This window comes from Agrobacterium sp. 719_389 (assembly GCF_900188475.1).
Lineage (GTDB): Bacteria > Pseudomonadota > Alphaproteobacteria > Rhizobiales > Rhizobiaceae > Agrobacterium > Agrobacterium radiobacter.
Genome location: NZ_FYEM01000003.1, coordinates 78,929 through 100,501 on the forward strand (window position 1 = coordinate 78,929; position 21,573 = coordinate 100,501).

At 58.7% G+C, this 21,573-nt stretch carries 17 protein-coding genes; 6 read left to right on the top strand and 11 right to left on the bottom strand.

The window, feature by feature from the left end:
- Positions 1-65 precede the first annotated feature (65 nt).
- The 4 genes from cyoD to cyoA all read right to left on the bottom strand — a co-directional run bounded on the left by cyoD (position 66) and on the right by cyoA (position 4,291).
- Complete coding sequence (cyoD, locus tag CFB10_RS07260) at positions 66-452, bottom strand: cytochrome o ubiquinol oxidase subunit IV (protein ID WP_020011240.1); 387 nt, start codon at positions 450-452, stop codon at positions 66-68.
- A complete protein-coding gene (cyoC, locus tag CFB10_RS07265; protein WP_020011239.1) occupies positions 452-1,075 on the bottom strand; it encodes a cytochrome o ubiquinol oxidase subunit III in 624 nt (207 codons plus the stop codon). The genes cyoD and cyoC overlap by 1 nt, the downstream gene beginning before the upstream one ends.
- A 5-nt stretch (positions 1,076-1,080) precedes the next feature.
- Positions 1,081-3,084 (bottom strand): cytochrome o ubiquinol oxidase subunit I, encoded by a 2,004-nt coding sequence (cyoB, locus tag CFB10_RS07270; protein ID WP_020011238.1) that lies wholly within the window; start codon positions 3,082-3,084, stop codon positions 1,081-1,083.
- Between the two features lie 76 nt (positions 3,085-3,160).
- Positions 3,161-4,291 carry a ubiquinol oxidase subunit II gene (gene cyoA, locus CFB10_RS07275; RefSeq protein WP_051091646.1) on the bottom strand — a complete coding sequence of 377 codons (1,131 nt, stop codon included), beginning with the start codon at positions 4,289-4,291 and terminating at the stop codon, positions 3,161-3,163.
- A gap of 249 nt (positions 4,292-4,540) precedes the next feature.
- On the opposite strand from cyoA, the gene CFB10_RS07280 reads away from it, so the two are divergent.
- From CFB10_RS07280 to CFB10_RS07295, 3 genes are all read left to right on the top strand, one after another.
- Positions 4,541-5,869 (top strand): MFS transporter, encoded by a 1,329-nt coding sequence (locus CFB10_RS07280; protein WP_020011236.1) that lies wholly within the window; start codon positions 4,541-4,543, stop codon positions 5,867-5,869.
- A gap of 406 nt (positions 5,870-6,275) precedes the next feature.
- Entirely contained in the window at positions 6,276-11,777 is a 5,502-nt protein-coding gene (locus CFB10_RS07290; protein WP_026363834.1) for a glutamate synthase-related protein, read from the top strand.
- Positions 11,774-13,540 (top strand): sulfite reductase subunit alpha, encoded by a 1,767-nt coding sequence (locus CFB10_RS07295; protein WP_020011233.1) that lies wholly within the window; start codon positions 11,774-11,776, stop codon positions 13,538-13,540. The genes CFB10_RS07290 and CFB10_RS07295 overlap by 4 nt, the downstream gene beginning before the upstream one ends.
- A 41-nt stretch (positions 13,541-13,581) precedes the next feature.
- Here the strand turns inward: CFB10_RS07295 and CFB10_RS07300 are convergent, their stop codons facing one another.
- From CFB10_RS07300 to fabA, 5 genes are all read right to left on the bottom strand, one after another.
- The gene (locus CFB10_RS07300; protein ID WP_020011232.1) at positions 13,582-14,175 is read right to left on the bottom strand and encodes a TadE/TadG family type IV pilus assembly protein; all 594 of its coding nucleotides are present in this window, start codon (positions 14,173-14,175) and stop codon (positions 13,582-13,584) included.
- Positions 14,172-14,768: a TadE/TadG family type IV pilus assembly protein gene (locus CFB10_RS07305; RefSeq protein WP_020011231.1), complete on the bottom strand. Its 597-nt coding sequence runs from the start codon at positions 14,766-14,768 to the stop codon at positions 14,172-14,174. Before CFB10_RS07305 ends, CFB10_RS07300 begins: the two co-directional genes overlap by 4 nt.
- A 189-nt stretch (positions 14,769-14,957) precedes the next feature.
- Positions 14,958-15,764 (bottom strand): enoyl-ACP reductase FabI, encoded by an 807-nt coding sequence (fabI, locus tag CFB10_RS07310; protein WP_020011230.1) that lies wholly within the window; start codon positions 15,762-15,764, stop codon positions 14,958-14,960.
- Positions 15,765-15,770: 6 nt separating this feature from the next.
- Positions 15,771-16,994: a beta-ketoacyl-ACP synthase I gene (gene fabB, locus CFB10_RS07315; protein ID WP_020011229.1), complete on the bottom strand. Its 1,224-nt coding sequence runs from the start codon at positions 16,992-16,994 to the stop codon at positions 15,771-15,773.
- 75 nt (positions 16,995-17,069) lie between these two features.
- Positions 17,070-17,585, bottom strand: a complete 516-nt coding sequence (fabA, locus tag CFB10_RS07320) for a 3-hydroxyacyl-[acyl-carrier-protein] dehydratase FabA (RefSeq protein ID WP_003507274.1) — start codon at positions 17,583-17,585, stop codon at positions 17,070-17,072.
- Between the two features lie 316 nt (positions 17,586-17,901).
- Here fabA and irrA point away from each other — a divergent pair, with 316 nt between their 5' ends.
- Positions 17,902-18,321, top strand: a complete 420-nt coding sequence (gene irrA, locus CFB10_RS07330) for an iron response transcriptional regulator IrrA (RefSeq protein WP_003507276.1) — start codon at positions 17,902-17,904, stop codon at positions 18,319-18,321.
- 75 nt (positions 18,322-18,396) lie between these two features.
- Here irrA and CFB10_RS07335 read toward each other — a convergent pair whose 3' ends face one another.
- Positions 18,397-19,035 carry a trimeric intracellular cation channel family protein gene (locus CFB10_RS07335; protein ID WP_020011227.1) on the bottom strand — a complete coding sequence of 213 codons (639 nt, stop codon included), beginning with the start codon at positions 19,033-19,035 and terminating at the stop codon, positions 18,397-18,399.
- Positions 19,036-19,113: 78 nt separating this feature from the next.
- Between CFB10_RS07335 and CFB10_RS07340 the strand changes: the two genes are divergently transcribed.
- Complete coding sequence (locus tag CFB10_RS07340; protein WP_020011226.1) at positions 19,114-19,632, top strand: hypothetical protein; 519 nt, start codon at positions 19,114-19,116, stop codon at positions 19,630-19,632.
- A 12-nt stretch (positions 19,633-19,644) separates the two neighbouring features.
- Here the strand turns inward: CFB10_RS07340 and CFB10_RS07345 are convergent, their stop codons facing one another.
- Entirely contained in the window at positions 19,645-20,355 is a 711-nt protein-coding gene (locus CFB10_RS07345) for a YoaK family protein (protein WP_020011225.1), read from the bottom strand.
- A gap of 206 nt (positions 20,356-20,561) precedes the next feature.
- Here CFB10_RS07345 and CFB10_RS07350 point away from each other — a divergent pair, with 206 nt between their 5' ends.
- A complete protein-coding gene (locus CFB10_RS07350; RefSeq protein ID WP_020011224.1) occupies positions 20,562-21,503 on the top strand; it encodes an ABC transporter substrate-binding protein in 942 nt (313 codons plus the stop codon).
- Positions 21,504-21,573 lie beyond the last annotated feature (70 nt).

Sequence of the window (21,573 nt, forward strand, 5' to 3'; positions counted from 1 at the left end):
TGGGGTTATGTGTTGGCGCGGAATGCGGCCCGCCGGAAAACCGGCGGACCGTTGATATCTGCTGCTCAGGGCAGGTTCTTCACATCCTCGATGTGCAGCGGCATCATGTTCTTGTTCATGTTGTACATGACCCACAGCGAACCGGAGAGCGTGATCAGGAGCACCACGACGGTGAAGATCAGCGCCATGAAGGTCCAGCCGCCTTCGGACTTGGTGTCCATGTGCAGGAAGTAGATCATGTGCACGAAGATCTGGATGACGCCGAGACCCATGATCGCGATGACCAGCAGGGTCTTGTTTTCAAGGACGTCGCCCATGACCAGCCAGAAGGGGATCGCCGTCAGGATAACCGACAGGACGAAGCCGATCATGTAGCTTTTGAACGTGCCGTGGCTGGCGCCATCATGGTGATGGTCGTCGCCATGCGCGTCGTGGTGTGCTTCGGAACTCATCAAAGAACTCCCATGAGATAAACGAAGGAGAAGACGCCGATCCAGATGACGTCAAGGAAGTGCCAGAACATCGACAGGCACATCAGGCGACGCTTGTTTGCCGCGATCAGGCCGTGCTTGGAGACCTGGAACATCAGCGTGACGAGCCAGATGATACCGAAGGTGACGTGCAGACCGTGCGTACCGACCAGCGCGAAGAAAGCGGAAAGGAACGCCGAGCGCTGCGGGCCTGCGCCTTCCGCGATCAGGTGGTGGAATTCATAGAGTTCCACGGCGAGGAAGGCGAGGCCGAAGAGACCGGTGACGCCGAGCCAGACCAGCGTGGCCTTCACCTTCTGCTTTTCCATTTCCAGCATGGCGAAGCCATAGGTGATGGAGGAGAAAAGCAGGAAGCCGGTATTGATCGCCACCAGCTTCAGATCGAACAGGTCGGCGCCCGAAGGGCCGGCCGCATAGTTGCGGCCGACAACGGCATAGGTGGCAAACAGCGTTGCGAAGATGAGGCAGTCGCTCATCAGATAGAGCCAGAAGCCCAGCGAGGTGCCGTTCTCCGGGTGGTGGTCTTCCTTAAGGTAGAAGACCGGTTCAGCGCCGTCGACGCTTTGTGCAGGTGTATGAGCCATATTCGTTACGCCTGTTCAGCAAGCAGCTTCGTACGTTCCGCCTCGACCGTCGAAACGTCGGAGGCAGGAATGTAGTAATCGCGATTGTAGTTGAAGGTATGGGCGATGGAGACCGCGATGATGGCGAGCATGGACAGAGCCGCAAGCCACCAGATGTGCCACACCAACGCAAAGCCGAGAACCACGCTGATGGCGCTGATAATAACGCCTGCGCCGGTATTCTTCGGCATATGGATCGGGATGAAGCCTTCCTTGGGACGGTTGTAACCGCGCTTCTTCATGTCCGCCCAGGCGTCGACGTCATGCACAACCGGCGTGAAGGCGAAGTTGTAGGCCGGCGGCGGCGACGAGGTCGACCATTCCAGCGTACGGCCGTTGTAGGGGTCGCCGGTCACGTCGCGCAGCTTTTCGCGATTGAGGAAGCTGACGATGAGCTGGATGACGAAGGAGGCGATGCCGAGCGCGATCAGGAAGGCGCCGAAGGCGGCGATGAGGAACCAGATCTGCAGGGAATTATCCTCGAACTGGCTGATACGGCGGGTAATGCCCATCAGGCCGAGAATATAGAGCGGCATGAAGGCGAAATAGAAGCCGATGAACCAGAACCAGAAGGACAGCTTGCCCCAGAACGGATCGAGACGATAACCGAAGGCCTTCGGGAACCAGTAAACGATGCCCGCAAGCACACCGAACACTACGCCACCGATGATGGTGTTGTGGAAGTGGGCGATGAGGAACAGCGAGTTGTGGAGCACGAAGTCCGCAGGCGGAACGGCGAGAAGAACGCCGGTCATGCCGCCGATGACGAAGGTGATCATGAAGCCGATCGTCCACAGCATCGGAACATCGAACTTGATGCGGCCCTTATACATGGTGAAGAGCCAGTTGAAGATCTTCGCACCCGTCGGGATCGAGATGATCATCGTGGTGATGCCGAAGAAAGCGTTGACGCTTGCGCCGGAACCCATGGTGAAGAAGTGGTGCAGCCACACGATATAAGCGAGGATGGTGATGACGCCCGTAGCGTAAACCATCGAGGCATAACCAAAGAGACGCTTGTTGGAGAAGGTCGAAACGATTTCCGAGAAGACGCCAAAAGCCGGCAGCACCAGGATGTAAACTTCGGGATGGCCCCAGATCCAGATGAGGTTGACATACATCATCGGATTGCCGCCGAGATCGTTGGTGAAGAAATTGGTGCCAACGTAACGGTCAAGGGTCAGAAGGGCGAGCGTGCCGGTCAGGATCGGGAACGAAGCCACGATCAGGATGTTCGAACACAGAGACGTCCAGACGAAGATCGGCAGGCGCATCATGGTCATGCCAGGGGCGCGCATCTTGATGATCGTCACGATCAGGTTGATGCCCGAAAGCGTCGTTCCCACACCGGCGATCTGCAGACCCCAGATGTAATAGTCCACACCCACACCCGGACTGCCGTCGATGCCGGAAAGCGGCGGATAGGCGAGCCAGCCGGTCTGCGCATATTCACCGATGAACAGCGAGATCATGGTGATGACGGCGCCGGCCGTGGTCATCCAGAAGGAGAAATTGTTGAGGAAGGGGAACGAAACGTCGCGGGCGCCGATCTGCAGCGGCACGACGAAGTTCATGAGACCCGTGATCATCGGCATGGCCATGAAGAAGATCATGATGACGCCATGGGCCGTGAAAATCTGGTCGTAATGGTGGGGCGGAAGGTAACCTTCCGATCCGCCCGACGCGATCGCCTGCTGAACGCGCATCATGATCGCGTCGGCGAAGCCGCGCAAGAGCATGACCAGCGCCAGAATGATGTACATGATACCGATCTTCTTGTGATCGATGCTCGTGAACCATTCGTTCCAGAGATAGCCCCACAGGCGGAAATAGGTGAGGGCGCCGACGACGGCGATACCGCCCAGAGCCACGGCCGCGAAAGTCGCGACAAGAATGGGCTCGTGAAGCGGGATGGACTCCCATGTCAGCTTCCCGAACAGGAACGACGTTTGATCGGAATTGACGATCATTTTTAGCCTCTTGCGATTCTAAGACATAAGATCGGCGCAGCCATTGGCCGCGCCGCATAATGCCGGGACGTATCCGTCAGCCAGCGACTTGTTTCTTTTCCGGCAGCGCCGCAGGCTCGAAAGTCTGACCTTCGATGGCAGCCGGAGTGGATTGAGGACCGCTGGCGACGCCATAAGGCGCAAGCGGTGTGCAAACGACCGAGTTCAGCGCCTTGGCGATGTCGATACCTTCCTTGCCGCCGCCGCCATTGGCGTCGATATGCATCATGTCGCGCATGCAGAGCTTGTTCGGTTCGACGCAGCGGTTGAGGATGGCGCTGTAGAGTTCCGGATCGACCGAAGCGAAATATTGCACGGGCTCACGCTCGGAAGGCTTGGCGAATTCCAGATATTCCTGCCGGCCGAAGCCCTTGCCGCCTTCCTTCGCCTTCGCAACCCACTGGTCGAAGCCCTGCTGGCTCAGACCATGGAACTTGAAGCGCATGTGGGAGAAGCCGGGGCCGGAGAAGTTGGCCGAGAAGCCGTCATAAACGCCTTCCTTGTTGATGACCGCGTGCAGCTTGGTCTGCATGCCGCCCATGGCGTAGATCTGGCCGGCGAGCGCTGGAACGAAGAAGGAGTTCATCGCGGTCGTGCCGGTGATCTTGAAATTGATCGGAACATCGACCGGAGCGGCGAATTCATTGACGCTGCCGATGCCAAGTTCGGGGTAGAAGAACAGCCACTTCCAATCCATGGCCACCACTTCGACGGTAATCGGCTTGATGTCGGCGGTCACCTGGCGGTTCTCATCGATACGTTCCAGCGGGCGGTAGGGGTCGAGACGGTGGGTGGAAATCCAGGTCACGGTGCCGAGCATCAGGATGATGGCGACCGGAGCCGACCAGATCACCATTTCAAGGCGCGTGGAGTGGTGCCACTCGGGATCATAATCCTCGGCTTTCCCCGATTCGCGATACTTCCATGCGAAGAACAGCGTCAGGGCAATGACCGGGACGATGATGAGCAGCATCAGAACCGTAGACGTGATGATGAGGTCGCGCTGCTGGATGGCGACATCGCCCGAAGGGTTCATCACCACGAGGTTACAGCCGCTGAGAAGCAGCAGAGCCGGGATTGCCAGAAGGGCGGATAGGATTTTTTTGATCGTGCGCACGTTCTTTGAACTCGTACAGTTTGGATTATGCCGCGAATAATTGCCGAACATCATTTTTCAAATGAGGTATATTGTCGCGGTGCAGCGAAACCTTCGCGATGCACCATGTCTCGGGCAGAGCTGCGTTTGAGGACGGAGCGCGTGCATTATCGCATGGTCGGCTGACTGGGCAACCCTTTATTGCCAAACTTCAATTGACGTTACGTAGGGTGCGTGTGACAATCCGCCGCATCGTAACGCAACGGAAGAGGAGCCGGGGCCTTACAGGAAATGGTTCGTCCATGACGCAGGAGGGATATTATGAGTTATACGAATGCTGCTCCATCCTTTGGGCAGGCGCCGGAAGCGAACGGACATGGGGCCGGTCCCGTCAAGGTCGATCCGGATCGCATCACGATTGCAGTCATTCTCGCGAGAATGACGGAGTTTTTTGACTTTTTCATCTATGCCATCGCCTCCGCGCTCGTTTTCCCGCATGTCTTCTTTTCCTTCGTCGATCCGCTGACGGCCACGCTCTATTCCTTCGCGGTTTTCTCATTGGCCTTTATCGCAAGGCCGATCGGCTCGCTGATCTTCCTCCAGATCGACCGCAAATTCGGACGCGCCGTGAAGCTGATGGCCGCCCTCTTCACGCTCTGTGGTTCCACCATGGCGATCAGCTTTCTTCCGTCCTATGCGGAAGCGGGCATGCTTGCCCCCTGTCTTCTGGCGGTATTCCGTATCGGCCAGGGCCTTGGACTTGGCGGCGCATGGGATGGTCTCGTCTCATTGCTCGCCATGAATGCACCGCCGAAGCAGCGCGGCTGGTACGCCATGATGCCGCAAATTGGCGCGGCCATGGGTTTCGGTCTCGCCAGCGCTTTCTTCATCGTGTTCGTGACGCAGCTTTCCAATGCGGAATTCCTCGCCTGGGGCTGGCGTTTCCCGTTCTTTGTGGCGCTGGCGCTCAATGTGCTCGCGCTCTTTGCCCGTCTTCGCATGATCGTGACGCCGGAATTCCAGGCCATGCTTGAACAGCATGAGCTGGAGCCGCGCCCCATGTTCAAGATGCTGCGTTCGCAGTTTCCGGTGGTCGCCACGGGTGCCTTCGTGCCGCTGGCGAGCTTTGCGCTCTTCCATCTCGTCACGGTCTTTCCGCTGAGCTGGGTTTCGCTCAACACCAGCCAGCGTGTCTCGGATTTTCTGTTCGTGCAATTCGTCAGCGCCATCATCGCCGGCGGCATGATCGTGGTTTCAGGCATACTGGCCGACAGGATCGGCCGGCGGAAGCTCCTGGCTGTCGCGGCGGTGCTGATCGGGCTCTTCAGCCTCGTGGCCCCCGTTCTCCTGAGTTCGGGCGATATCGGTCGCTATCTGTTCGTGTTGATCGGCTTCTCGTTGCTGGGTCTGTCCTTCGGTCAGGCGGGTGGTGCGCTCGCCTCCCGCTTCAGCCGTGAATACCGCTATACCGGCGCATCGCTCACCTCGGATATTTCCTGGCTGATCGGCGCTGGTTTCGCACCGCTTGTCGCACTCGGATTTTCGTCCAAATTCGGCCTTTTCGCGGTTGGCATCTATCTGATGTCGGGCGCTCTTTGTACCCTGATTGCCCTCTGGTTCAGCCGTACGCTGGACATGCCGTCTGAGTGATCTCGGCAATTTAAAAATCCCTGCAGCCATCGCGCCGCGGAATCCTGTCGGATTTCGCGGCGTTTTTGTTTTTTTATTGCGCAAGGCCGATTTTAATCTTGACTCGGTCGATCATGAAATATTATGTAAGCACTACTGACGTAATTCAGTGTATCTCACCGCCGGAAAGCCGGCCATCAGGGAACGCGATGCGAACGATGACGATCATTATTTGCGAGAAAGCGGCCATCGCCGCCACGCCGTTTGCCGGCCGCAAAACGACCGTTCGCGCCATTAAACGCCGATAAGCAGAAGAAGAGGAGCAGCCAGGTCGCCTGCGGCTCCGCCCGCAGAGTGCCGGTTGCCGCGCCGGATTTCGGGAAAAGAGGGTGATGCCGCGCGAAATGCGCAACGAGAGGAGAGTGCCTTGAGTGTGACGGAGCAAAAATTCGGCCTTTACGATGCCGCTTTTGAAAAAAGCAGCTGTGGCGTCGGTTTCATCACCCGCAAGGATGGCGTGCAGACACATGATGTATTGAAGCGCGGCCACGAGGCGCTCTGTGCCGTGCCGCATCGCGGCGGCATGTCGGCGGAAGGTGTCGGTGACGGTGCCGGCGTGTCGCTCGACATCTCGCTCTCCTTTTTCCAGAAGCTGACGGGCAACGATACCTTGCAGGCCGGCCGGTTTGGCGTCGGCAATTTTTTCCTGCCGCAGAACCCAGCTTTCCATGAACAGGCGGTTGGCATTATCGGCAGCGCGCTGCAGCAGCAGGGGTTTTCGATTCTCATCGTCCGCGATGTGCCGGTAAATGACGCGGCCCTCCGCCCGGCTGCCATCCCTTACCAGTTGCCGATCCGGCAATGGGTTTTTTCGGCTCCAGTGGAATGCGCAACTCTCGTCGAATTCGACTGGCGCATCCACAAGGCGCTGCTTGCCATCGAAGCGCTTGCCTATACGGTGCCGGAACTCACCGGTTTTTATCCGCTGTCGCTCAGTGCGCGGACGCAGGTGCTCAAAGGGCGTCTGAACTCGCACGAGGTCATGCCCTATTTCTGCGACCTCACCGATCCGCGCCATGAAGTGCATACGATGTATTTCCACACGCGGTTTTCAACCAATACCGATCCACACCCCTCAATGGCGCAGCCTTTCCGCCTGATGGCGCATAATGGTGAGCTCAACACCGACAAGAAGAACCGGCTGTCGGAAGCGGCCGTGGCGCTGGCGAAGAATGCCAGCATCGTCAGGCCCAAGGGCCAGTCGGACAGCTGCCGGCTGGACCAGACCTTGCAGGCGCGGGTGATGGAGGATGGTCTCGACCTCGTCACCGCCGTCGTCTCGATGATGCCGCCGGCATGGGAAAACGACGACACCCTGTCGCCCGGCGTGAAGGCGATGCTGGAATATTTCTCGCTCTATGAAGAGAAGAATGACGGCCCGGCCGCGCTGATTTTCGGCGACGGTACTATCATCGGCGCCCGTCTCGATCGCCTCGGCCTGCGCCCGCTGCGCACCGTCGAGACGGAGGATTATCTCTGTGTCATGTCGGAGGCGGGGCAGATCGCCTTTCCGGCCGAAAGCGTCATCCGTCGCGGCCGCATCGAGGCGGGCGGCATGCTTTACTACGATCACGCCGAACGTCGCGCCTTTTCCACCGTCGAGGCGTTGGAGCTTCTGGCAGCGCGGAGGGACTATCCGGCGCTGCTGTCCGAATCCCGGGTAATGCTTGATGATTTACCAGAAGTGTCCGCCGAAAAGCAGGGCTCGCCGCTTCGTTACAATGGCGATCTGGAACGGCATCAGCGCTACGTCGCCTATTCGCACAATCAGGAAAGCTTCAAGTTCCTGATGGACCCGATGTTAGCCTCCGGCGCGGAAAAAATTTCGGCCATGGGTTACGGCAACGCCATCAACGCGCTTTCCGATCAGGAAGGCGGGGTTGCCAAGTATTTCTCGCAACGCTTCGCGCAGGTCACCAACCCGCCGCTCGACAGCATTCGTGAGGCCGATGGCATGACGCTGCGCGTGGCTCTCGGCGCAAAGCCGAACAGCGGCGCGAAGAAGGCCCGCCAAATCGTCGTGCGCTCGCCGATCCTGACCCACCTCGACATGCTGCGTATTCGCGAACAGTCGGAGACGCCTCTTCGCCGTTTCGAAATGCTCTATTCGCCGGTCTTCGACGTTGCGCACGCCAATGAAACGGCCCTGCGGCAGGCAATCGACGGCCTCTGCGGTGAGGTTGTGGCTTTTGCGGCTGAGGAAGGCGGCATTGCCATCATCACCGACCGGCATGTCTCGGCAGGCCGCGCGGCTTTGCCGATGATCATGGTCGTCTCCGCCATCAATCAGCGGCTGATCGAGGAAGGCCTGCGGCTGCGCGTTTCGCTGATCGTCGAAAGCGGGCAGTTTTCCTCCTCGCATCACATTGCGGCAAGCCTCGGCTTCGGCGCTTCGGCCGTCTATCCGCTCGGCGTGCAATTCCGCGCCGAGGAGAAATTCGGTGCTGATGCCGACAAGGCCTTCAAGCGCTTCGCCAAGGCGGCCGAAAAGTCGCTGATGAAGACCATGGGCAAGGTCGGGCTGTGTACGGCGGAAAGCTATATTGGCGGCGAGTTCTTCGAGCCGAACTTCCTCGATACCGACGACGTGGTGCTGAAGCGTTATTTCCCGAATGTGAAGACGCCGGTCGGCGGCGTCAATTTCGCCGTCATTGCGCAGGCGGTGGCTGACTGGCACCGGAAGGCGCTGTCCGTGAAGGGTGAAAATGACATTCCCCTGCTCGGTCTTTTCAAGGAGCGCGCCGAAGGGGCCGGCCATTCCTATGGCACGACGGCCGTGCGCGGCTTCGTGGACATGACGGAGGAAAAGATCGGTTTCGACAAGGGAACCGATAATGAAGAGGCGCTGCGCCTCCTGCCGCTCAACCGGCTGGAGGATGCCTTCGGTCTCAACGATGCGGCCTATTATCACAATAGCTTCGACCGGCTGACCCCGGAGGCGATCGACGCCTTCGAGGTAACGCCCGGCTATCGCGCCTTCGCCCGCATGATGGCGGAAGAAAGGTCGCGCCGTCCTGCTGCCCTGCGCGATGTTCTGGAGTTGCCGGCCGATGTGACATTCGCCGGTTCGGCAGAAGAGTTCCGTCGGGAAATGGGTCGCTTTTCCCGGCATGGCAATAACAGCTTCATGGTGCGCGGATTGCTTTGCGAGAGCGCGGGAGACGGTGCGTTCCGGCTACAATTGACCGGCTCGCACGGTCATGAACTTGCCCGGCTTGCCGCACTCGGCCAGTCATTGCTCGACCGCTTCGGAACGGATATCCCCGGCCATTGGCTGGAAGGCGGCGCGCTGCTGGTTCAGGCAAAGGGCGAGGCATTCACCTACCTGTCTCTCATCCGTACCGCGCCGGCAGGCATTCCGCTTTATGCCGTGCAGAAGGCCAGCGAGATCACCAAGACCCTAGCATCGGGCGCCATGAGCCATGGCGCGCTGGTCGCTGCCGCCCATGAGGCGGTGGCGCATGGCACCAACATGGTCGGCGGCATGTCCAATTCGGGTGAGGGCGGCGAGCATATTTCCCGTTACGGCACCATCCGCGCCTCGCGCATCAAGCAGTTCGCCTCCGGCCGTTTCGGCGTCTGGGCCGGTTATCTTGCCGATCCGATGCTGGAGGAAATCGAGATCAAGATCGGCCAGGGTGCAAAGCCAGGCGAGGGCGGGCAATTACCGTCTCCCAAGGTGACGGTCGAAATTGCCGCCGCGCGTGGCGGCACGCCGGGCGTCGAGCTTGTCTCGCCGCCACCGCATCACGACACTTATTCGATCGAGGATTTGGCCCAGCTCATCCATGACGCAAAGGCGGCGCGTGTGCGCGTCATCGTCAAGCTCGTGTCTTCGGAAGGCATCGGCACGATTGCGGTCGGCGTCGCCAAGGCGGGTGCGGATGTCATCAACGTCGCCGGCAATACCGGCGGCACGGGGGCTGCGGCCGTCACCAGCCTCAAATATACCGGTCGTGCGGCGGAAATCGGTATCGCAGAAGTGCATCAGGCGCTTTGCGCCACGGGCCTCCGCGCCAAGGTTCTGCTGCGTTGCTCCGGTGCGCACCAGACGGCGAGCGATGTGGTGAAATCAGCACTTCTCGGCGGCGACAGTTTCGAGTTCGGCACCACGGCGCTGATGATGCTGAAATGCGTCATGGCGAAGAACTGCAACATCAAGTGCCCCGCCGGCCTCACCACCAATCAGGAAGCTTTCAACGGCGATCCGCGCGCGCTGGCGCAATATCTCATGAACATCGCCCATGAAACGCGCGAGATTCTGGCCGCACTCGGGCTGCGCTCGCTGCGTGAGGCCCGGGGCCGTTCCGATCTTCTTCATCTCCTCGATCATCCGGCCAGCGTCGGCCAGCTTGACCTCCGGGCGATGCTTGCCGTGGTCGAAGAGGTGAAGATCGACAACCCTGTCTATATGGAAAAAGACTTCGCGCTGGACGATGCCTTCATCGAACTCGTGCGCTCGGCTCTGATCGACAGCAGACGGGAAAACATCGAGCTTGGCGGCAATCGTTTCCTCAATAATTGCAACAAGAGCGTTGGCGGCCAGCTCGCCGTCGATATAGAGCGCATGCTGAACCATGAGCTTTCCGATGAAGAGGCGGATGCGCTTCCGGCGGTGAAGCGGGATAGCCGTGGCCGCCGGTTCCTTGAGGCTGGGTCGGTGCGCATCGATACTTCAGGGTCGGCCGGGCAATCCTTCGGCGCTTTCTGCAATGACGGCATGGTCATGGTCCATACCGGCACCTGCAATGACGGCGTCGGCAAAAGCGCCTGCGGCGGCACCATCGTCGTGCGTTCTCCGGGCGGCGGCTCGGAAGAGACGGGCGGTAACGTGCTGGTCGGCAATTTCGCACTGTTCGGTGCCACTGGCGGCCGCACTTTCGTAGAGGGTCAGGCGGGCGACCGTTTCGCGGTGCGTAACTCCGGCGCGACCGCCGTGGTCGAAGGCGTGGGCGATTTCGCCTGTGAATATATGACCAACGGCGCCGTCCTCAACCTCGGCAGTTTCGGCAAGGGTTTCGGCAACGGCATGAGCGGCGGTTTCGTCTATCAGTATGATCCCTATGGCGATCTGCTGAAGAAGGTCAGCCACGATTCGATTCTTCTCGGTTCGATCACCGGTGAGGACGAACAGGCCGCGATCCACAATCAGGCCGTCCACCAGCTTTTGACCTGGCATGTCGCGGAGACCGGCTCGGCCAAGGCCGCATGGCTTCTGGAAAACTGGGAGAGCGAACAGCACAATTTCGTCTATGGCATGCCGCGCGCCCTGCTGCTTTATCAGGACAGCGATGAAATTCTGAAGGCGAAGCCCCGCAAGGAGCTGCTGGAGGAACTGGCATCTGCGCTTGCCGCCCATCAGGTGCGGAAGTTCAAGCTGGCTTACCGCGACCGTAGGGCCGTTTTGAACGGAACCGTACCGGGTTATGGCGAGACGGACACGGAGGACATGTATGCGCTTCTCAACAACTACACGGTGTTGAGCATGGCGCAGGCCATCGCCCTGCAACGGTTGCCGCTGGCATCCGGCCCTTCTGATCCCGCCGTCGAAAAAGCCGTGCGCAATCTCATCCTCACGGAAGATTATGCGCTGATGCAGCGGCTGCTGAAATATGCGCGCGAGGCGCTTTCCGACCATAGCGACGAACAGCTTGCGGTGATGATCGCCGCCAAGCGGCTCGACGATTACAAGCAGGCGCTGGCGCGCCGCAACATCTGGTCGGTGGACAGTCCCGGCACCTATGGCTGGATCATCAAGCAGAACCGGAAAAACATCGAGAAGATCGGCCGCCTGCCGGGCTTCGAGGAGCTTTTCGCGGCCCGCGCCATTCCCGACCTCGCCATTGCATCCAGCCACAGGGCAGCATGATGAAGATACCTTATATTCCCGAAGATGCGCCCTTCAATGGTGATCAGCGCGCATGGCTTTCCGGTTTTCTGGCCGGGCTCCATTCCCGCGCCGCCATAGGTCTGGAAACATCTGTTGCCGCCGCTGCCCCGAAGGCGGCGACGAGCGTGCTGAATATTCTCTTCGGCACACAGACTGGCAATGCCGAGGCCTTAGCGATGGATATCGCCGCCGTAGCGCGTGCGCAGGGCATGCGGCCGGTGGTGGCTGCGCTGGATGATGTCTCGATGGACGGTCTCAGTGTCATGAAGCGGGTCATCGTCGTCACCTCGACTTACGGCGAAGGTGAAATGCCTGACAATGCCCAGCTTTTCTGGGAAGCGCTCGCCGCTGACAGCGCGCCGCGTCTGGACGAGATGAATTTTGCCGTCCTTGCGCTCGGCGATACCGGTTATGACGGCTTCTGCCAGGCGGGCAAGCTCATCGATATGCGGTTCGAGCAACTTGGCGGCAAGCGGATGAAGACGCGTATCGACTGCGATATCGACTTCGAGGATGCGGCCGCGGCATGGATCGGAGAGGCCCTGCCGCTTGCGCTTGCTGTCGATGGCGGCAATGCGCCAGCTGTCATGGCCGATGCCGCCGAACCGACCGTGCCGGCAAAACAGGGCTGGAACCGCAAGAATCCCTATTCGGCCGGGGTGAGCGTCAATCGCCGCCTGTCCGGCTCCGGTTCGTCCAAGGAGATTCGTCACTACGAATTCGATCTCGGCGAAAGCGGCCTCGGCTATGAGGCGGGTGATGCTCTGGGCGTCCTACCCCTCAACGACCCGAAACTTGCCGGCGCGCTACTCGAACATTTCGGAGCAGCTGCAGACAGCGAAGTGGCCGGGCTGGACCGGCCGGTTGGTGATGCGCTTCTCAACATGTTCGAGATATCGACTCCCTCGCGCGAACTGGTTGCCGAAATCGGCAAGCGTGCGGGGCATGAAGAACTCAACCACGTCATAGCAAACGGAGACAGGGAACAGCTGGCGACCTTTCTCTGGAGCAAGGATATTCTCGATCTCATCAATCTCGGCGGAAAGCCGCTATTTGATGTCGCCGAATTCTTGACGTTCCTGAAGCCGCTGCAGCACCGGGCCTATTCCATCTCTTCCAGCCCCCTGGTTGCGAAAAAGAGTGTGCATCTGACGATTGCCAGCGTTCGTTATCGAGCCGAGGGCCGTGAGCGTGGCGGCGTGTGCTCCACCTATCTCGCCGACCGGGTGGAGGCTGGGCGGAATGCCGGAATTTTCGTCTCGCCGAACAAGTCATTCCGTGTGCCGCAGGACAATGATGCGCCTGTTATCATGGTGGGACCGGGCACGGGTATCGCGCCCTTCCGGGCATTTTTGCAGGAACGGCAGGCGCGCGGCGCCAAGGGCAAGAACTGGCTGTTTTTCGGTGATCAGCACCGGCAGTCGGACTTCATCTATGAAAATGAACTTGCCGACATGAGCCGCGAAGGTGTGCTGACCCGTCTCGACCTCGCCTTTTCGCGAGACCAGGCGGAGAAGATCTATGTCCAGACCCGCATGCGGCAGAATGGCAAGGCGCTCTATCAATGGCTTGAAGAGGGCGGTTATTTCTACGTGTGCGGCGATGCGACCCGCATGGCGAAAGATGTCGATGATACTCTGCACGACATCATCAGCGATGAGGCTGGCATTTCCACTGAGGCATCAAGCGATTATGTGAACCGGATGAAGCGCGAAAAACGCTATCTGCGCGATGTCTATTAGGCTTCGTTTATAAGGAGGCCGCCCTCAGAGCGCTGATTGGCTCAGCAATTGGTGCAGGCGGTCTCGGCGTCACGTTGCTTGAAGAAGTAGTCACGACCGATCGTGATTGATTTCACTCCGGAGGAGGTGACGTCGGGCATGAACATCAGCAATTCATGCGGGATGGAAAGTTCGACATGGATGAGAAAGGTGTTTTCCTGCAGCAGGCGGGTTGGAACGGTGACCAGTGACCCCACCGCATAGGGTCTCAGATTCTTCTCATCCCAAGACCAGGTAATTTTCGCCTGTTTTTGCGCGTCGATCTTGATGCCGCTGATCTTCAGTTGCAGACCCTTTGTGCTGTAGGGCGCAAACACTGCGGCTGCAACATCCTGCATGCCTGTAAGATAGGCTTTGTCGACAGAACCTGTTTTCGATATCAGGTCGTTGATCGTGGCAGTGGCGCTGCTCGCGCGCTTGTACGTGTTATAGCCGATCGTCAATTCGAACGAGGTCAGATAAAGCGCGAGCAATATCGGAAAGAGGATCGCGAACTCCACCGCGCCCACGCCGCGCTTGTCTTTGGCAAAGCGCGAAACGAGCGCCATCAAGCGCCGCTTGCTGTTTGCTGCACCGGATATCAGTCCCGCCATCATAAGCCCCCGCTCGTGATGTATTTCTCGTTCATGAACGCACTTGTCGCGACGATAAGGAAATGTGAGGGCATCGATCCGTCGGCCGGACGTACTTTGGTCAGGTATGGCCGGATGATATCGGCGACCACACGCCAGCGATAATAGACGCGCAACATGTTAATGGTCTCAGGTCCGCCCGGCTTGAAGCCGAATTGCGCCGTGTCGAGGTCGTAATATTCGCCATAGGCTTTCAGGGGTATCTTGGTCGGGATATCCTTGAAGGTGGTGAAGGAGCGCAGGTCGACATAAAGTTTCTGTTCTTTTTGGATCTCATCTGCCGCGCAGGTGATCATCACAGAGACTTCATTGCAGAAGTTTCTTCGGAAATCTTCCTTGGAAATCGAACTGCTTATCTGTCCGGTCCTCAGACGCCGGGCCATGTTTTCAGTGGCGTTGACGACCACCTGTTCAGCCATCATGGCGATGAAGGTTTCGATGATCGCAAAAACAACAAGAAAATAGGGGATGGCGAGGATTGCGAACTCGATGGCCGCTGTCCCGTCGCGCGAGACTCCGAATTTTTCCAGCAATGGCTTCAGTCTGGCCAGTCGCATGAGGTGGTGTCTATCTCTAAGAATATGCGGCAAGCGCAACCGTTGAATTTGTTGCGGACCATAACCACCCCGATGTTTAAATTCAGTTACTCCAATGAATTATACTTTAGTGATTTCCGAAATTGATACGACCCGCAATATAAAAGCCCGGCACATGGCCGGGCTCTTGTCGAAACTTAAAATGAGCGATTATTCCGCATCCGCTCTGGAGAGAACCTCCAGCGTCGGCGTGGAGGTGATGTTATAACCGCAGTCGACATAGTGGCACTCGCCGGTAACACCGCGCGACAGACTGGACAGCAGGTAAAGTGCCGATCCGCCGATATCATCGATATCCGCCGTCCGCCGAAGCGGCGCGTTTTTCTGGTTCCATGCGTAGATCGCCCGCGCATCCGAGATGCCGGCGCCCGCCAGTGTACGCACCGGCCCAGCCGAGATGGCGTTGACGCGGATATCGCGCGGACCGTAATCCGCGGCGAGATAGCGAACGGAGGCCTCAAGCGCCGCCTTGGCGACGCCCATGACGTTGTAGTTCGGAATGACGCGCTGCGAACCATTGTAGGTCAGTGTGAGCATAGAGCCGCCGTTCGTCATCAGTTCGGCGGCGCGCTTGGCGATTTCCGTGAAGGAGAAACAGGAAATGACCATGGTGCGGCTGAAGTTCTCCCGCGTCGTATCCGCGTAGAGACCCTTCAACTCATTCTTGTCGGAAAAGCCGATGGCGTGAACGATGAAATCCAGCGAGCCCCATTTTTCGCGGATCGTTGCAAACAGGGCGTCGACCGAGGCGATATCCTCGACGTCGCAAGGTACGATGAAATCGGAGCCGAGTTCGGAGGCGAGCGGTTTCACACGCTTGCCGAGCGCTTCGCCCTGATAGGTGAAGGCGAGTTCCGCGCCCTGCGCCGCAAGCGCCTTGGAGATACCCCAGGCGATCGAGTGATTGTTTGCGACGCCCATGATGAGGCCGCGTTTACCCTGCATGATGCCGTTCATTGGCAATTATCCGTTATGACGCTGGAAGACGAGCGTGGCGTTGGTGCCGCCGAAGCCGAAGGAGTTGGAAAGGATGGTGTCGATCTTGGCGTTGTCGATGCGGCTGCGAACGATCGGAACGCCCGCAAATTCGGGATCGAGTTCGGAAATATGCGCGCTTTCGCCGATGAAGCGTTCCTGCATCATCAACAGGCCGTAGATCGATTCCTGCACGCCCGCAGCGCCCAGCGAGTGGCCGGTGAGGGACTTGGTCGACTGGATATGCGGGATCTTGTCGCCGAAGACTTCCCGGATCGCGCCGATTTCCTTGCTGTCGCCAACCGGCGTCGAGGTGCCGTGGGTGTTGATGTAGTCGATATCGCCCTTGACGGTGGAAAGGGCCTGACGCATGCAGCGGATCGCGCCCTCGCCGGAAGGGGCCACCATGTCGTAACCGTCTGAGGTTGCGCCATAACCGACGATTTCGGCGTAGATTTTCGCGCCGCGCGCCTTTGCATGTTCCAGTTCTTCGAGAACCAGAACGCCCGCACCGCCGGCAATCACGAAACCGTCACGGTTGACGTCATAGGCGCGCGAGGCAACGTCCGGCGTCTCGTTATATTTGGACGACATGGCGCCCATGGCGTCGAAGAGGTTGGACATGGACCAGTCGAGATCCTCATGGCCGCCCGCAAACATCACGTCCTGCTTGCCCCACTGGATCATTTCAGCGGCGTTGCCGATGCAATGCGCCGAGGTGGAGCAGGCCGACGAGATGGAATAGTTGACGCCGTGGATCTTGAACCAGGTGGCGAGCGTCGCGGAGGCTGTGGAGGACATGGCCTTCGGCACGGCGAAGGGGCCGATGCGCTTCGGGCTGTTGTTCTTCAACGTGATATCGGCGGCTTCAACGATGGTGCGGGTGGAAGGACCGCCCGAACCCATGATGATGCCGGTGCGCTCATTGCCGCTGATATCGCTCTCTTCGAGACCGGAATCGGCGATCGCCTGCTTCATGGCCACATGGTTCCACGCGCCACCCTGCGACAGGAAGCGCATGGCGCGGCGGTCGACCAGATCGGTCGGGTCGAGAGACGGCTTGCCCCAGACCTGGCATTTGAAACCGTGTTCGGCAAAATCCGGCGAGAATGAAATGCCGGATTTGGCATTGCGCAGGGATGCGGTGACTTCAGCGGCATCACCGCCGATGGAAGAAACAATACCGAGGCCGGTGACAACAACTCGTCTCATGAAAGGGACCTTTTCTTAAGATTTCGGCTGGACGACCGAAGCCGCCCGGCGTTTGTCAGGACTATTCCGTCTGCCTCAGGCAGCCTTTTCCTTCGACAGGCCTACACGCAGGTCCGTCGCCTGATAAATGGTTTCGCCGTCCGCCTTCAGCCAGCCGTCGGCGGTGCCGAGCACCAGACGGCCGCGCATCACGCGCTTGAAATCAATACCATATTGAAGAAGCTTCGTGTGAGGGCGAACCATGCCCTTGAATTTCACTTCGCCGGTTGAAAGCGCCATGCCGCGGCCTTCTTCGCCCAGCCAGCCAAGGAAGAAACCCGTCAGCTGCCACATGCCGTCGAGGCCGAGGCAGCCCGGCATGATCGGGTTGCCCTGAAAGTGGCAGGGGAAATACCAGTCGTCGGGGCTGACATCGTATTCGGCACGGATGAAACCCTTGTCGAAGGCGCCGCCGGTTTCGGAAATTTCAGTAATGCGATGGACCATGAGCATGGGGGGCAATGGGAGCTGTGCATTTCCCGGGCCGAACAATTCGCCGCGACCGCAGGACAGGATCTCCTCATAATTGTAACTTGATTGCCTCGTTGCCATACCGCTTTCACTTCCCCAGTTACTGGTGTTGATCGACTTCACTAGAGCAAGTTAGGTTCAAAATGAAGCGCTGCAAGGGCAGAGGCCGCTCGGGCGTCATTCTTTGTCTTCGAACCTTCTTTGCAGAAGTCATTACCTCAATATGCCGTCCGCATACAGGAACCATCCGGCTGGAACCAGAGGAAATTTGCAAGAATGGCCGGTTTGCCGCCATTTGCCGCGCCTGACGGCGCTGAAACTATTGAAAGCGCTCGCTGCAAAAGATATATGCTAATGCAATTGATGAGTTTTACTCCTGTGCTCGGAATGGGATTGCATGGCATTTGACGCCACATTGGATATCGGAACAAGGCTGCGGCGCTCGGGGCTGCGCCCCACGCGGCAGCGTGTGGCTTTGGGTGATCTTCTCTTCGCAAAGGGTGATCGCCACCTGACGGTCGAGGAACTGCATGATGAGGCGGTCACCGCCGGTGTGCCCGTTTCTCTCGCCACGGTTTACAACACGCTGCACCAGTTCACCGAAGCCGGTCTCATCCGCGTTCTCGCTGTGGAAGGTGCCCGCACCTATTTCGACACCAACGTGTCCGATCACCACCACTTCTTCGTGGAAGGCGAGAACGAGGTTCTCGATATTCCTGTCAACAATCTCCAGATCGACAATCTGCCGGAAGCACCCGAAGGCATGGAAATCGCCCATGTGGACGTGGTCATCCGCCTTCGCCGCAAGCGTGGCTGAAGCTCTTTGTCCGATAGCGGATGTGAAAATGGCGCCCATGGGCGCCATTTCTGTTTTCAGCAGTCATTCTATATGTCACTTCATGACATCCTCCGGCCGCCTGCCTGGCTTGGCCTTGTAGGGCGGGAAAGTCCAGCCGAAGATCAATGCACCGGACCGGATGCCAAATGCCGTCAGGAAACCCGCCGCTGATGCGGCATAAAGCGGTGCGCCGAAAAAATAGACGACAATGAAGGTGGAGGAGCCCAGAAGCGCGCAGGTGATGTAGATTTCCGGGCGCAGGAGAACGGAAGGCTCCCCGGCGAGAACATCGCGCAACACACCACCGAATGTCGCCGTCAAAACGCCGGTAACGATGGCAACGGTTGCTGAGCCGCTGGCCGCAAGCCCCTTGGCTGCTCCCATCACACAATAAGCGGACAGGCCGAGCGCATCGAGCCAGATCAAAACCCGGTAGCGGGATTCGAACAGATGCGCGGTAAAGAACAGCAGCACCGCCACCGAGACGCAGACGAGGATATAGGTAGGGTTTATCACCCAGAACACTGGCGTCCTGCCCAGCACGAGATCACGCACCGTGCCGCCGCCGATGCCGGTCGCGGCTGCGAAAAACAGGAAGCCGATCAGGTCGAGCTGCTTGCGCGAGGCGGCGAGCGCGCCGGTTGCGGCAAAGACGGCGACGCCGGCATAATCGAGAAAACCCAGAAGCGTCATGAAAAGGTTCCCCCCGGAAACACGGGCTGCGAACACGTCAGTGTCGCGCAAGCACTAAACTCTAGGCTGGCCGCCCGGATGATCGCAACATCCATAACCGAAACGGATGCAAAGGAAAATGCCGTGCGAATCGCTCTCGTTGCCGCTCTTCAGGCGCTGGTTCTCTTGACGTTTCCGGTGACGCTATCGGCGCAGCAGCAGCTGGTGAGTGACCCCGAGATTTATGAAAAGGACCATTTCCGCAACGAGTGCAAGGTGGCGGCCTTCGGCGACGATTTCGTCACGCGGCTGGATATCAACAATGACGGGCTGATGGATGCCGTCGTCAATCATGGCGTTCTCGATTGCGATGGTGAAAAAGGCCGTGCCTGCGATGACGAGGGATGCCCCTATAATTTTTACGTCCAGGTGAAAGAGGGCGGTTATCTGATGATCGCTACGGCCCGGATTTACGGTTATGATTTCATCAAGCGTTTCGGCAACATGGTTTTCGTGCTGAAGATGCATCCGCGTTATTGCGAGCGTACCGACAAGGAACCCTGCCTGATGACGGTGCGGGTGCGCGGCACGAAATTCGTTACCATTTCGCGAAAGTGACGGCGACGATCTTCAGGGCGTAATCCGCCGGATTTTGACCCTTTGATTGTAGCGCTGCCGAAGCGAGCGCGGAATGATGAGGGTGGCGATGGCGACGGCGAAAACCGTGGCCGCAACCACCCACAGGGCATTGGACTGCAGCGTGGCGGCAAGAACCGCTCCACAGATCGCGCCGCTGATCATGCCAAGCCAGGGCACGATCTGAATGCCCCAGTCGAGGCTCCGTTCGCCGAGAAGAAAACGGCCAATGCCACGCCCGAAGCGGGAAAGCGCGCCGGTCACATAGGTAAGGCCGATCGGCAGCCCCTCTATATGCTCGACGGCGGCGTTGACCATTCCCATGGCGAAAACGACGCAATAAAATTGCACGAGAGCGGAAGCTTCACCACCGAGCAGTGCGGCAATGACCACCAGCGATCCCACCGCCATCAGAACGGCAAAGATGCGCCGGTCGAACTTATGCGCTACCACGATGCCGCCGGCATTGCCCGCCACGAAGGCGATGATCGCGAAAAGCAGTTTTGCGGCATGGGAATAGAGACCGGCCTCCATTGAGACTGCGGCGCGCGTGGTATTGCCCGTCATGAAGGACACGAAGTCGCCTGAAATATGCAGGCCCACCGCGTCCGTCATGCCGGCGATGAAGGAGATGGCGGCAACCAGCGCAATTCCGGTTCCGGTCCGCCTTGCCCTGATGATACTGCGACGTCTTTGTCTGGTCATGGAAAAGCTCGGTATGGAAAAACAACATACCCGTGCACGGGCCGTGTTATCCTATGTGTAGAATGCCGGGCGGTGTGTTTGCAATCGTTCTGGAGGCGCTCGGGAGCGGCTATTTTGTCTAGACAAATACAAAATCCCTGCCTACCATGCCTCAAATAAAGCGAAAAACAACATCGCACAAAAATAAATCAAAAGGGGTTCAGATCATGAAAAAAACGTGGGTTCTCGCCACTATTGCAGCGCTCGTGTCATCCGCTTCCGCCTATGCCGAGACGTCGGTAACGATCGGCATGTCCGGCTGGACCGGTTTTGCGCCGCTGACACTTGCAAAGCAGGCCGGCATTTTTGAAAAGAACGGCCTGAAGGTCGATATCAAGAAGATACCGCAGGCGAGCCGCCATCTTGCCCTTGCATCAGGTGATATCCAGTGCGCCGCCACCACGGTGGAGACATGGATCGCCTGGAATGCCAATGGTGTGAAATCCACGCAGATTTTCCAGATGGATAAATCGCACGGCGCCGATGGCATTGCCGTGCGTAGCGACGTGTCCAAGATTGCGGATCTCAAGGGCAAGACGGTTGCAGCGTCTGCGCCGGGCACGTCGCCCTATTTCTTCCTTGCCTGGATTCTCAAGGAGAATGGCCTGACGCTCAAAGACGTCAAGGTCGTCAACCTTGAGCCGGGACCGGCCGCGCAGGCATTTGTCGCCGGTCAGAACGATGCGGCCATGACCTATGAGCCCTATCTCTCCACCGTGCGCGCCGCCCCCGATAAGGGCAAGATTCTCGCGACGACGCTGGATTACCCCGCCGTCATGGATACGTTTGGCTGCACGCCGGATTTCCTGAAGGCCAATCCGCAGGCGGCGAAAGCCCTGGCGGATAGCTATTTCCAGGCTCTCGACCTCATCAAGTCCGACCCTGAAAAGTCCTATGAGACAATGGGAGCGGATGTGAAGCAGGCGGGCGAGGCCTTTGCCGCTTCGGCAAAGTTCCTCGAATGGCAGGACAAGGCCGCCAACCAGAAATTTTTCGAGGGTGAGTTCAAGACCTTCTCTGAAAAATCGGCTGATCTGCTTCTGGAAATCGGCGTGATAAAGTCGAAACCCGATCTTTCGACACTCGCGGATACTTCCTTCATCAAGTGACAGAAAAAGGCGGCCGCATTCCCAGCGGGGAATATTGCGGCCAAAGATAAGTGAGAGCGTCGATTTGTGC

Coding starts and splice junctions, on each gene's coding strand:
- cyoD (WP_020011240.1), bottom strand. CDS start 452: ATGAGTTCCGAAGCACACCACGACGCGCATGGCGACGACCATCACCAT.
- cyoC (WP_020011239.1), bottom strand. CDS start 1,075: ATGGCTCATACACCTGCACAAAGCGTCGACGGCGCTGAACCGGTCTTC.
- cyoB (WP_020011238.1), bottom strand. CDS start 3,084: ATGATCGTCAATTCCGATCAAACGTCGTTCCTGTTCGGGAAGCTGACA.
- cyoA (WP_051091646.1), bottom strand. CDS start 4,291: ATGTTCGGCAATTATTCGCGGCATAATCCAAACTGTACGAGTTCAAAG.
- CFB10_RS07280 (WP_020011236.1), top strand. CDS start 4,541: ATGAGTTATACGAATGCTGCTCCATCCTTTGGGCAGGCGCCGGAAGCG.
- CFB10_RS07295 (WP_020011233.1), top strand. CDS start 11,774: ATGATGAAGATACCTTATATTCCCGAAGATGCGCCCTTCAATGGTGAT.
- CFB10_RS07300 (WP_020011232.1), bottom strand. CDS start 14,175: ATGATGGCGGGACTGATATCCGGTGCAGCAAACAGCAAGCGGCGCTTG.
- CFB10_RS07305 (WP_020011231.1), bottom strand. CDS start 14,768: ATGCGACTGGCCAGACTGAAGCCATTGCTGGAAAAATTCGGAGTCTCG.
- fabI (WP_020011230.1), bottom strand. CDS start 15,764: ATGAACGGCATCATGCAGGGTAAACGCGGCCTCATCATGGGCGTCGCA.
- fabB (WP_020011229.1), bottom strand. CDS start 16,994: ATGAGACGAGTTGTTGTCACCGGCCTCGGTATTGTTTCTTCCATCGGC.
- fabA (WP_003507274.1), bottom strand. CDS start 17,585: ATGGCAACGAGGCAATCAAGTTACAATTATGAGGAGATCCTGTCCTGC.
- irrA (WP_003507276.1), top strand. CDS start 17,902: ATGGCATTTGACGCCACATTGGATATCGGAACAAGGCTGCGGCGCTCG.
- CFB10_RS07335 (WP_020011227.1), bottom strand. CDS start 19,035: ATGACGCTTCTGGGTTTTCTCGATTATGCCGGCGTCGCCGTCTTTGCC.
- CFB10_RS07340 (WP_020011226.1), top strand. CDS start 19,114: ATGATCGCAACATCCATAACCGAAACGGATGCAAAGGAAAATGCCGTG.
- CFB10_RS07345 (WP_020011225.1), bottom strand. CDS start 20,355: ATGACCAGACAAAGACGTCGCAGTATCATCAGGGCAAGGCGGACCGGA.
- CFB10_RS07350 (WP_020011224.1), top strand. CDS start 20,562: ATGAAAAAAACGTGGGTTCTCGCCACTATTGCAGCGCTCGTGTCATCC.